Below are 11,673 nucleotides of genomic sequence, written 5' to 3' on the forward strand. Positions count from 1 at the left end.
TGTCGAAAAATATCGTCTGGTCAAATCACACCTCTTCGTTGGGCGTAGATTAACGCCCTTTAGGGGTGTCCAGAATCATTAAGCCAGATCAGGGTTGGCTTTTGACTGTTTAAATCTGTGTCAAATAACCAGAACCTTCCCACAAGGTTTTCAGGTTGTCCGTCGGACGTGCGCTCTCTAGTCTCTGGTTGTCGCCGAAAACTCGGTGATCGGGTGTGAGAACCCTGAAAAATTAGTGATTCAGTCCATCAGTCCGCATAATTGCCGGCGGCTTGTCCGCTGCCTGCAAGTGCTTCATGGCGGCTATGTGCGGGCAGACTTCGGTCTGGCCGGTTTCCTATTTTTCCGGTTTCTCACCCCGCACATAGCTGCCACCCACTTCGCCGCGTGAGAAACGGCAAGGGATGGCTCCCATTTGCAAAATAGGGTTTCCAATGACTAAGCCAGTTCCAGATCCACCCATCGATCCCACAACCCCACTCGAAAACGCCATCCGCGCCGACGACCAGATCAAAACCCGCGAAGCCATCAAGCGCGCTCTCGATTTCTACCTCTGTCCCGAACCGGTCAAACCGCGTCAGCCCAGCACGATGTTCCTCATCCACCCGAACATCGACACCGAAAGCCTGCTCGCCCACGCCTGCGAATCGCTGGCTTCAGCCAATGTCATGGCCGGTGATCTGGCTGATCAGCTCAGTCGTCCGCAGCGCAGTACAGCGCTGGCGATCCAGCAGATCGTCATGCTCGCCGAGTTGGCGGTAAACCGGGCGCTGGACAGGGTTGATCCACAAACGTAATCCGTCTGAGCACCGCGTCATCGTTCTTCGTGAGCAGGCTCGCACACAGCTTGAAACGCAGTCCCCCTGTGGGAGCGAGCCTGCTCGCGAAGACGTCTGATTGGGCACCCCATATCTAACGGCCATTTTTGTTAAACAGTCCCAAAAAGGGACCGATCAGTCCCAATCAGGGACTTATTTGCCCACTACGCTTCTCAAGATCCGTCCCTGCACGCGGATAAACATTGTGTAGCCCGGGTTCTCTGGGCCGTCCACTTCGGGAGTGTCTTGAAATGAAGCTGAAAACCGTACTGCCCTGCGTGCTTCTCTTGTTTCCACTCACTACGTTTGCAGCGCCGGCCAGTCAATCCGGCGAGATCCGCTTCACCGGTCAAATCGTTGATTCGGGCTGTCAGGTCGGACCGGTCGGGGCGTTTGCGTCTCGTGATTCTCGCCAGGTCGAAATCAAACCTGGCGTGAAAGTCGATGTCGACACCGATCGCAACGCCTGCAGTCATCAGGCGCTGCCGATTTCCATGCGCTACGAAGCGCTGAAGACCTCGACCGACAAAGGCATCGTCACCATCACTTACCTGTAAACCGTTCGGCGTGCGCTGCAAATCTTCAGGTGCCGAGCCATGGCGCACAGGTATACTGCGCGCCTTCGCGGCTCACTGATCGGGCCCGACTTTTTGCTTTCCGGAGCTTTTATGACTTCCCCGACCCTGCCGCCGGTTGACGACGCCGTGAGCGATGTCTCGGCTGAACTGGCCGATACCAGCGATACCAAAGCCGATATCCCGGCGTTCAAATTTCCGTTCAAGCCGGGCGAGCTGGCCTCTGCCAAAGGCTCGAACCAGCCGTGGTACAAGAACGGCGCCAAGAACGGCCACACCAAGACCCCAGGCATGGCACCGCCGGGTACCCGTCGTTCGATGGGCAAGCGCTGAGTTTTATCCTGCCTGCGGTCAACGCGGCGATTGATACTGCCTGTGCCGGCCCTTTCGCTGGCAAGCCAGCTCCCACAGGGTTCCGTGTCGTACACAAATTATGTGAACGCCCGAGATACCTGTGGGAGCTGGCTTGCCAGTGATGAGGCCAGTTCGGTTTTTGCAAAAAACCGATCAAGCCGCCCGTAGCGAGATAAACGCATAGGTCTGCGCCGGCTCAGTCACCACCTGCGCCCCGGCCGCCAGCACTTGCCCGGCCACGTCATCCCCAGACAAATGAAACAACCACTCACTCGGCGCAGTTGTCAGCGGTTGCGCGGTGACCTGATCAATCACCGCCGCAAATGCATCCATATTCGGCAAATACGCTGTAAACCCGTCACCCTTCAACGCCGTGGTGCGAATCCCGAGCATCGCGCAAATCGCGTCCTTGATGCCGATGTCATCCCGATCCGCCTGGCGCGAACGTTGAATCAATTCAATCAGTTCCCGATCGACCAACTCACCGCCGGCAATCAACACCGGCCCCTGCTGCCAAGACTCCGGCGGGCAATCCTTGGCGACAGGGTTGAGCGGGATATGCGGGTTGATTTCCGCCGGATAAATGCGACACACCAGTGGCCGCCGCTCGTAGATCCGGCACAGCTTGTCTTCGTCAAGATTCCGGCAGGGACCGACGTTGTACGCGGCAAAGGTGATCGCCACATGGGCGTCCGTTGCGCCGCTGCGTACCGCTGCTGAACGCCGCTCGGCATGTTCTCGCTGCTGCGCCGGCAGGCCCAGACCGTTACCGAGAAAAGCCTCTACCAGCACGATCACCTGCCCGCCATCCGCCGCCCACATGCGGGCTTCGGCCAGGGTCAGCGGGACATGGTGATCGGTGCAGCATTTGCCGCAGCCTACGCAGGAAAACGTCGTGTTCATTGAGCGATCTGTCTTCAATCAGGGTGTGAAACGGTGGCGGAAAACCACCGCACAGACGCGGATCGAAGCAAGTTATGCGCCACTCAGCGGGTTTTGCCGGTCGCGCGGATCGAGTCCCACTCGGTGACAAAGGCGGTTTTCGACTGTTTGTTGTACAGACACAGCTCGGTGCCTTGCTGGCCTTTCATGTGTTTTTGCGGGTATTGGCCCTGCAGCAACACGGCGGTGTAGCCGACGCGGTCATCGAATTGTGCAGGCGTGCCGACCGGTTTGGCGTTTTTCAGGCCGCTGGCCTTGGTGCAACTGGCGAGCACGGTTTTGTCATAGGCGGCCCAGGCGTCGGGGCTGGAGGCGTGGGCCTGGGAGGCGAGGGCTGCGAGGCAGAAGAAGCTGAGGGCGATGGCTTTCATGGTGGGCGTCCTTGGTCGTGGGTGGCCAAGGTTGGAGTGTGCCTGAGGGTGAAAAGTTGTCAGCGATGCCGCCATCGCTAGCAGGCTAGCTCCCACAGGGGATATGCATTCCAAATGTGGGAGCCCGCCTGCTGGCGATGGCGATGGATCAGTCCGGCACCAGCTCGCGGCGGACTACGTACATCCCGGCACTTTCATACAAGCGCTGCGCCCGCTGGTTGTCTTCCAGCACCTTCAGATCAACAAACCCTTCGCGCCGTTGCTGAAACACCTTGAATGCATTGAACAACAACGCCCGGCCCAATCCTCGGCCCTGCACGCGCGGATGCACCACCAGATTCTTGATATATGAACTGGTCCAGCATTGCGCTACGCCGACCACGCCTTCGCCATCGCGTGCAATAAAACACAGCGACGGATCGTATTCGGGATCGGTCTCGAATTGCTGCCGCCAAGTGTCCAGCGCCGGTACTCGGCCGCCGCCCTCGCGGTAGCCCAGTTGCATCAAATGATGCACGTCCGCCGCCAGTTCGACGGCGTACGTACACAGTTCAATACCTTCAGGCCAATGCGCATCCGGCGCGTCCTGAACAAGATCGCGCCGCATCAAAAAACAGTACGTCTCAGCCAAGACTCAGTGACCGTGCGCCGCGACGTGTTTGGCCGCTTCGATCAGGCAGTGGGTCAGTTCCGGCGAGGAGAACTTGGTCAGCACGCCGTTCGCCCCGGCCAGCCGTGCTTTCTCGCTGTTCATCGCGCTGTCGAGCGAAGTGTGCAGCAATACGTAGAGGTGGGCGAAGTCCGGGGTCTCGCGCAGGGTGCGGGTGAAGGCGTAACCGTCCATCTCGGACATTTCGATGTCGGAGACGATCAGGTTGATCTGCTGCGCCGTGCCTTGCAGGTCGAGCAGGCAGTCGATGGCTTCCTTGGCGCTGCGTGCGGTGTGGCATTGCAGGCCGAGGTTGCGCAGGGTGTGCACCGATTGCTGCAGCGCCACCTGGCTGTCGTCGACCACCAGAATCCGCGCATTGCCGAGCACGTCGGCGTCTTCCATGCTCAGGTCGGTCGGGGCCATTTCGATCTGCGCCGGGGCGATGCTGTGGATAACCTTTTCGATATCCAACACCTGTACCAACGTGCCGTCCACCGAGGTCACGCCCGTGATGTAAGCGCGCGAGCCACCAGAACCGAACGGCGGCGGTTTGATGTCGGTGGTCAGACAATGAACGATTTTGCTCACAGCCTGAACGTGCAGACCCTGCTTGGAGCGGCTGACGTCGGTGACGATCAGGCAGCCGCCATTCGGATCTTCCAGCGGGCGCTCGCCGATGGCGCGGCTGAGGTCGATGACCGACAGCGAAGCGCCGCGCAACGTGGCGATGCCTTTCACATGCGGGTGCGATTCCGGCAGTTTGGTCAGCGGCGGGCAGGGGATGATTTCACTGACTTTCAGCAGGTTGATCGCCATCAACTTGCCGCTGCGCAAGGTAAACAGCAGAAGCGAAAGTGAGTCTGCGCGGGCTTTGGTGGAGGACATATGAACCTTCTGTGGAAAGGTGGTGGGCGAGGGTGGAAATCGCCAGAAACTATTGATGCCGGGTTATCGGCGTTAAAGGGGTGGGCTTTAGGTTAGTTGTCGGGTGGTCTCGAGATCAAAAGCCCCTCACCCCAGCCCTCTCCCAGAGTTAGAGGGGGCCGACCGAGGTGTCTGGCGTTTTACATCGACCTGAATGCCCGAGTCGATTATGGATTCGGTAAAGATCTTTCACGTCGGCGGAGTTCTTCAATATCCCCCAGTCGGCCCCCTCTCCCTCCGGGAGAGGGCTGGGGTGAGGGTAGCTTTTAAGTTTTTAAGTTTTTCAGTCTTTCATCCCCAACCGCTTGGCCATCCGCCCAAGATTCGCCCGATCCAGCCCCAACTCCCGCGCCGCACTCGCCCAGTTATCCTGATTGCGTTCCAGCGCCGCACTGATCAAGCGCCGTTGATACTGCTCGGTCGCACTGCGCAGATCCCCGCTGATCAGCGGCATCTGCGCCATGGCACCTGCTACCGGTTCAACCGAGTTATCCACAGCCTCGCGCGGCAAATCCAGATCCGCTGCGCTCAGGCTGAGTATCTTCGGTCGCACCTTACAGTGACCCAGCGCTTTCAACGCACTGCGCCCGATCAAGTGTTCCAGTTCGCGCACATTGCCTGGCCAAGTGTAGGCGAGCAGCGCTTCCTGGGCGTCGCTGTTCAGGCGCAGGCTGTTGAGGCCCATGCGCGAGCGATTCTGTTCGAGGAAAAAACCGCTGAGCAACAACACATCGCGACCACGATCACGCAGCGCCGGCACGCGCAGCGGATACACACTGAGGCGATGGTAGAAGTCGGCGCGATAGCGACCGCTGCGCACTTCTTCGGCCAGGTCGCGGTTGGTCGCGGCAATCAGGCGCACATCGACCTGATGCTCCTTGTCCGACCCCAAACGCTGCAATTGACCACTCTGCAACACGCGCAACAACTTGGCCTGCACGGTCAGCGACAACTCACCGACTTCATCGAGAAACAGCGTGCCGCCATTGGCCAGTTCGAACTTGCCGCGACGGTCGCTGGTGGCGCCGGTGAAGGCGCCGCGCACGTGGCCGAACAGTTCGCTTTCTACCAGCGTATCCGGCAGGGCGGCGCAGTTGAGGCTGATGATCGGTTTGTCGGCGCGCGGTGAGGCGGCGTGGATCGCCTGGGCGACCAGTTCTTTGCCGACCCCGGTTTCGCCGGTGATCAACACGGTCAGATCGCTGCCGCCGACCAGATTGATTTCCTCAACCAGTTTTTTCAGCGCCTTGCTATGGCCGATCATCTCGCGATTCTGCTGGCCGCTCGCCTGGCGATAAACCTCGGCGCGCTGGTGCTCGTCCTCAGCGCGATTGGCCAAGCGTTGAATGCGTTCGGCAGCGTTGACCGTGGCCGAGGCGAGGCTGGCGAAGGCTTGCAGGGCATCCAGTTCGATCGGTTCGAAACGCTCGGGGTCGAGGGCGTCGAGGGTGATCAGGCCCCAGAGTTTCTCATCGACGAATAAAGGACAGCCGAGGCAATCATGGACTTCGAGGTGTTCGTCGAGGCCATCGACCAAGCCGTCATAAGGATCGGGCAAATCGCTGTCGGCGGCGAATCGTGTGGGGCCGGCACCGCTCAGGAGAATCTCGAAGCGCGGATGCTCACTGACTTTGAAGCGCCGGCCGAGGGTGTCGGTGCTCAAACCGTCCACCGCCAGCGGCACCAGTGCTTCGCCGTCGAGACGCAATAACGCCGCCGCATCGCAGGGCAGCAGGGCGCGCATGGCTTCGAGCAGGCGTCGGTAACGCTCGCCCTCGGGCAATTCACGGGATAGATCGGAAACCAGAGGCAGCAGAGCAGTCAGCAGGGATTTGGCGGTCATGGTCTTGTAGTCAAAGAGACAAGATGTAGTCGTGATGACTATAAAGGTCTTTGAGTCTTTATGACTACGAAATTTTCAAGTGATTGATTTATATAGATAAAAAAGTTGGCACGGAACCTGATAACACTAAGGTAACTTTTCAAGAAAGCTCAGGAGTCATTCTTATGCTTAGCGTCCAGGATCGTGCCATCGTCAAATCCACCGTGCCTCTGCTGGAAAGCGGCGGTGAAGCGCTGATCACTCACTTTTACCGCATGATGCTCTCTGAATACCCTGAGGTCCGCCCACTCTTTAACCAGGCGCACCAGGCCAGCGGTGATCAGCCGCGCGCCTTGGCCAACGGCGTATTGATGTATGCGCGGCACATCGATCAGCTCGACCAGTTGGGCGATCTGGTGGCGAAGATCATCAACAAGCACGTCGCCCTGCAGATCCTTCCGGAGCACTACCCGATCGTCGGTGCCTGCCTGTTGCGTGCGATTTCTGAAGTGCTTGGCGAAGAGATCGCTACGCCCGAAGTAATGAGCGCCTGGGGTGCAGCGTACGGGCAACTGGCTGACATCCTGATCGGCGCCGAAACCGCCATCTACGACCAGAAAGAACAAGCCGTCGGCGGCTGGCGCGGGGCGCGGGAGTTCATCGTTGCGGCCAAGGTCGAGGAGAGCGCGGAAATCATTTCGTTTTACTTCGAACCGGCAGACAAAGGCCCGATTCTCGCAGCCGAGCCGGGTCAGTACATTGGCATGAAGCTGATCCTCGATGGTGAAGAAATCCGCCGCAACTACTCACTGTCGGCACTGGCGAACAACGGTCAGTACCGCATCAGCGTCAAACGCGAACCGGGTGGCCGTGCGTCCAACCACTTGCACGATCAACTGCACGTCGGCGCGAGCATTCAGCTGTTCCCGCCATCGGGTGAGTTCACCTTGACCGCGAGCGACAAACCGTTGGTACTGATCAGTGGCGGCGTCGGCATTACCCCGACCCTGGCGATGCTTGAAGCGGCGCTGGAAACCGAGCGGCCGGTGCACTTTATCCACTGCGCGCGCAACGGCAGCGTGCATGCGTTCCGTGACTGGATTGATGAATTGGCTGAGCGTCACCCGCAACTGAAGCGCTTTTACTGCTACGCCGAAGATGACGGCCTGAGCCCGGCGGCGGACAAGGTTGGCATGTTGAGTCAGGAGTTGCTGGGCGAGTGGTTGCCGCAGCAGCGTGATGTCGATGCTTACTTCCTTGGGCCGAAAGGTTTCATGGGTGCGATCAAGCGGCATTTGAAAGCGCTGGGTGTACCGGAGCAGCAGAGCCGTTATGAGTTCTTTGGGCCGGCTTCTGCTTTGGAGTAATCCGGAACCGAGTTGTCTTCATTCGCGAGCAGGCTCGCTCCCACAGGGGATTTGTGTTCAACGCAGATCCAATGTGGGAGCGAGCTTGCTCGCGAAGGCCGTTACGCGGTGCTGATTGTTAAATTCTGTTTAAAGGTTAATCGTTTCTTAACCGGTTTATCGTTTATTCCCCGATGCTGATGATAGGCGCTCGTTCGTTGACCTGATCAGGATCGCCCCCATGTCGCACTTCACCCTCACCCGTCGTTTCAGCTTCGCAGCTATCGGTCTTTCAGCCGCGTTGCTGGCCAGCCCCTTTGCTTCTGCCGAACCTGCCCTGATAAAACCGCAGACCCTGATCGTCGATCAGAGTCTGCCCACGGCACAGGTTGAAGCTATGACACTGGCCGCGCGGCGTTACGGCAGTTTCTGGAATTCCGGTGAAGAGGCCCTTGCCACGGCAGCCTTGTCGCCGCAATTTGTCGACCAGACGCCACCCGAAGGCCGGGTGCAGGGGCCGAGCGGGCCGTTGCTGGCGTCGAAGTTCTTTCGCGCGGCGGTGCCGGACTTGAGTTGCGACATCGAGCAAATGATCATCGCCGGTGACCGCGTGGTGGTGCATCTGCACTTTCGCGGGCACTTCAGCGGTACGTTCAAGGCTCTCAAAGGGCAGGGGCAGCGTGTAGACTTCCGGGCAACCGATATCTATCAGATCGACAAGGGTCGCATCGCGGCCAATTGGCATATCGAAGACAACATCAGCTTGATGGCGCAACTGCAAGCGCAGCCGCCAGCCAGCTGAACCATGGACATATAAAGGAAACGCGATGAGCGAGGAAACGATTCGACTGGGACGTGAACGGCGCTTTCTGGTGCTGCTGGGCATTATCTGCCTGGCACTGATCGGTGGTGCGCTGTACATGCAAATCGTGCTCGGCGAAGCGCCGTGCCCACTGTGCATTTTGCAGCGCTATGCGTTGCTGCTGATCGCGCTGTTTGCGTTCATCGGCGCGGCCATGCGCACCCGTCGCAGCATCACCGTGTTCGAAGTACTGGTGGTGCTTTGCGCGATTGCCGGTGCCACTGTGGCCGGGCATCACGTGTACACCCAGTTCTATCCGGCGGTGAGCTGCGGTATCGATGTGCTGCAGCCAATTGTCGATGATCTGCCACTGGCGAAGATCTTCCCGCTGGGCTTCCAGGTCGACGGTTTCTGCTCGACGCCGTACCCGCCGATCCTCGGCCTGTCGCTGGCGCAATGGGCGCTGGTGGCGTTCGTGCTGGTGGTGATCCTGGTGCCGTTGCTGACCTCGCGTAACCGAAAAGCACTGCGCTGAATCAACTAATCGGCAGTCTGGCCGATACAGAAAACGCCTCGATTTGCGTATCAGCCAATCGAGGCGTTTTGCATTTCAGAGTGTTTGTGAAAACACCGTGACGGATAGCAAGGGAGGGTGTGGCGGGTGTGCGACATGTTGTCACACACGCCGTGTCGCAGGCCGCTTCAGTGACATGGAATCGGCCGTTGTTACAAAAAAGGATTGGTCTGTTTCGGCGGTTTTCGGCTTTAGCACGCGAGTGCCAGAGCAGGCAGTTTTAACAAGCGCTGGCATATGGCCAAAAGCCTTGGGTTATCGGGGCTTGCGCTGTTCGAGCCTTAGGAAAAAGCCTTCAGAGCTGTCTGAACTGACGCGGGTACACTTACAATTTTTGGTGTTTTTGTTGAGAAATGTTTTCGATAACATGCGGAACTTTTGCAAAAATGGCGATGGATTGTTGCTCGAACGGATAAAAATTATTTCGGGATAAGACATGGTGTATAGGGCGCTACCTATCTACAATCGCCCGCACTGAATTCCCGGCACTGTTCAGCCTTTATTAAGGAACGCTTTTTATTAAGGCGCTGCGCAGAAAGTCGGGTGTCGAGCGAGTCGAAAGGCTTTCAAGACACCCAGGTGTCGGTGCCTTCCAACTTTCCGCACCAAATGGAATTGGTCTGTAACAAGGCCTTTGACCACGAATTCGAATAAGAACTGACCGCTGTCCCAGGTTTTGTCGAGCGTCTGACGCGCGACGGGCGGCCCTTATTCAATCCAAAGAAAATGCCAACCCTTGGCAGGGTGAAGTGTTGGCGATCAAAACCCAACTGCATTGCGCAAGCTGCTTTAGAGGTCGTGAGATGAGTAAAAACAGGTACCCCAGATTACTAGGCCTAGTGCCGCTGCTCGGCACGTTGTTGCTGGGAGGCTGCAACATGACCTTGCTCAATCCAACGGGCCAGGTTGGCCTGGAACAGCGAAACCTGATCATCACCGCGACCCTGCTGATGCTGTTGGTCGTCGTGCCGGTTATCGTCATGACCTTCCTGTTCGCCTGGAAGTACCGTGCGTCGAACAAGAACGCCGTCTACACCCCGAAATGGTCGCACTCGACCAAAATCGAAGTGGCAGTCTGGACCATCCCGGTTCTGATCATCATTGCCCTGGGTTACATCACCTACATTTCGACCCACGAACTGGACCCGTATCGTCCGATTCAGTCCGACGTCAAGCCGGTGACCATCGAAGTGGTCGCGCTGGACTGGAAGTGGCTGTTCATCTACCCGGAACAAGGCATTGCCACGGTCAACAAGATCGTGTTCCCGGCGCACACGCCAATCAACTTCAAGATCACCTCTGACGCTGTGATGAACTCGTTCTTCATCCCGGGTCTGGGCGGCCAGATCTACGCGATGGCGGGCATGCAGACCAAACTGCACCTGATCGCTGACCGCAACGCTGAAATGGACGGTATCTCCGCCAACTACAGCGGCGCGGGTTTCACCGGTATGAAATTCAAGGCTATCTCCACCACTCAGGAAGATTTCGACGCCTGGGTAAGTGAAGTCAAGAAGTCACCTAAACAGCTTGATCAAGCTGAATACGCGGCCCTTGCCAAACCGAGCCAGAACAACCCAGTCGAGCTCTACTCCTCGGTCACGCCGAACCAGTTCCAGATCATCGTCGACAAGTACGAAGGTATGAAGCCGGGCAAGCCGCTGAAGCACGAGAAGAAAGAGAAAGAAGTGGCGGCCACGGAAATTGACTCGAGTTCGCATTCAGCTGCCGGGGCAGAGGAGTAAACGATGTTTGGTAAATTAAGTTGGGAAGCGATTCCTTTCCACGAACCGATTGTGATGATTACCATCTCCATGATCGCGCTCGGTGGTCTGGCGTTGTTCGCTGCAATCACCTACTTCAAGAAGTGGACCTACTTGTGGACCGAGTGGTTGACCTCGGTTGACCACAAGAAAATCGGCGTGATGTACATCATCGTCGCCATGGTCATGCTACTGCGCGGTTTTGCCGACGCCATCATGATGCGTACCCAGTTGGCCATGGCCACCGAGGGTTCGCCTGGCTACCTGCCACCTGAACACTATGACCAGATCTTCACCGCTCACGGTGTGATCATGATCATCTTCATGGCGATGCATTCTTCACCGGCCTGATGAACCTTGCAGTGCCGCTGCAGATCGGTGCGCGTGACGTTGCGTTCCCGTTCCTGAACTCCCTGAGCTTCTGGCTGCTGGTATCCGGCGTAGTACTGATCAACCTGTCCCTGGGCGTCGGCGAATTCGCCAAGACCGGTTGGGTTGCCTATCCACCGCTGTCGGGTCTGCAATACAGCCCTGGCGTGGGCATGGACTACTACATCTGGGCGCTACAGCTATCCGGTTTAGGTACGACGCTAACGGGGGTTAACTTCCTCGCGACCGTACTGAAAATGCGTACCCCTGGCATGAAACTGATGGACATGCCGATCTTCACCTGGACCTGCACCTGGGCAAACGTTCTGATCGTGGCTTCGTTCCCGATCCTGACCGCTAC

Annotated in this window: 12 protein-coding genes and 1 pseudogene; 8 read left to right on the plus strand and 5 right to left on the minus strand. The window is 58.0% G+C overall.

Annotated elements, in window-relative coordinates:
* Positions 1 to 434: 434 nt before the first annotated feature.
* The 3 genes from ACIF4X_RS24495 (at position 435) to ACIF4X_RS24505 (ending at position 1,726) form a co-directional block, all read left to right on the plus strand.
* The gene (locus tag ACIF4X_RS24495) at positions 435 to 797 is read left to right on the plus strand and encodes a DUF6124 family protein (RefSeq protein ID WP_397484074.1); all 363 of its coding nucleotides are present in this window, start codon (positions 435 to 437) and stop codon (positions 795 to 797) included.
* A gap of 272 nt (positions 798 to 1,069) precedes the next feature.
* The gene (locus tag ACIF4X_RS24500; RefSeq protein ID WP_397484075.1) at positions 1,070 to 1,375 is read left to right on the plus strand and encodes a type 1 fimbrial protein; all 306 of its coding nucleotides are present in this window, start codon (positions 1,070 to 1,072) and stop codon (positions 1,373 to 1,375) included.
* 111 nt (positions 1,376 to 1,486) lie between these two features.
* Positions 1,487 to 1,726 (plus strand): hypothetical protein, encoded by a 240-nt coding sequence (locus tag ACIF4X_RS24505; protein ID WP_064120536.1) that lies wholly within the window; start codon positions 1,487 to 1,489, stop codon positions 1,724 to 1,726.
* 174 nt (positions 1,727 to 1,900) lie between these two features.
* Here ACIF4X_RS24505 and ACIF4X_RS24510 read toward each other — a convergent pair whose 3' ends face one another.
* The 5 genes from ACIF4X_RS24510 to norR all read right to left on the minus strand — a co-directional run bounded on the left by ACIF4X_RS24510 (position 1,901) and on the right by norR (position 6,479).
* Complete coding sequence (locus ACIF4X_RS24510; protein WP_397484076.1) at positions 1,901 to 2,650, minus strand: YkgJ family cysteine cluster protein; 750 nt, start codon at positions 2,648 to 2,650, stop codon at positions 1,901 to 1,903.
* 83 nt (positions 2,651 to 2,733) lie between these two features.
* A complete protein-coding gene (locus ACIF4X_RS24515; protein WP_397484077.1) occupies positions 2,734 to 3,060 on the minus strand; it encodes a hypothetical protein in 327 nt (108 codons plus the stop codon).
* A 148-nt stretch (positions 3,061 to 3,208) separates the two neighbouring features.
* Entirely contained in the window at positions 3,209 to 3,667 is a 459-nt protein-coding gene (locus tag ACIF4X_RS24520) for a GNAT family N-acetyltransferase (RefSeq protein WP_397484078.1), read from the minus strand.
* 27 nt (positions 3,668 to 3,694) lie between these two features.
* Positions 3,695 to 4,597, minus strand: a complete 903-nt coding sequence (locus ACIF4X_RS24525) for a chemotaxis protein CheV (protein WP_007916955.1) — start codon at positions 4,595 to 4,597, stop codon at positions 3,695 to 3,697.
* Between the two features lie 322 nt (positions 4,598 to 4,919).
* A complete protein-coding gene (gene norR, locus ACIF4X_RS24530; protein WP_397484079.1) occupies positions 4,920 to 6,479 on the minus strand; it encodes a nitric oxide reductase transcriptional regulator NorR in 1,560 nt (519 codons plus the stop codon).
* A gap of 164 nt (positions 6,480 to 6,643) precedes the next feature.
* On the opposite strand from norR, the gene hmpA reads away from it, so the two are divergent.
* From hmpA to ACIF4X_RS24555, 5 genes and pseudogenes are all read left to right on the plus strand, one after another.
* Complete coding sequence (gene hmpA / locus ACIF4X_RS24535) at positions 6,644 to 7,825, plus strand: NO-inducible flavohemoprotein (RefSeq protein WP_397484080.1); 1,182 nt, start codon at positions 6,644 to 6,646, stop codon at positions 7,823 to 7,825.
* Between the two features lie 220 nt (positions 7,826 to 8,045).
* Positions 8,046 to 8,606, plus strand: a complete 561-nt coding sequence (locus ACIF4X_RS24540; RefSeq protein WP_397484081.1) for an ester cyclase — start codon at positions 8,046 to 8,048, stop codon at positions 8,604 to 8,606.
* A gap of 25 nt (positions 8,607 to 8,631) precedes the next feature.
* The gene (locus tag ACIF4X_RS24545) at positions 8,632 to 9,141 is read left to right on the plus strand and encodes a disulfide bond formation protein B (RefSeq protein ID WP_397484082.1); all 510 of its coding nucleotides are present in this window, start codon (positions 8,632 to 8,634) and stop codon (positions 9,139 to 9,141) included.
* Between the two features lie 842 nt (positions 9,142 to 9,983).
* Positions 9,984 to 10,925: a ubiquinol oxidase subunit II gene (cyoA, locus tag ACIF4X_RS24550; protein ID WP_007916947.1), complete on the plus strand. Its 942-nt coding sequence runs from the start codon at positions 9,984 to 9,986 to the stop codon at positions 10,923 to 10,925.
* Between the two features lie 3 nt (positions 10,926 to 10,928).
* Positions 10,929 to 11,673: pseudogene (locus ACIF4X_RS24555) on the plus strand (cbb3-type cytochrome c oxidase subunit I); the annotation flags it as partial.

Origin of the sequence: Pseudomonas sp. NPDC085632 (assembly GCF_044541255.1) — a bacterium.
Lineage (GTDB): Bacteria > Pseudomonadota > Gammaproteobacteria > Pseudomonadales > Pseudomonadaceae > Aquipseudomonas.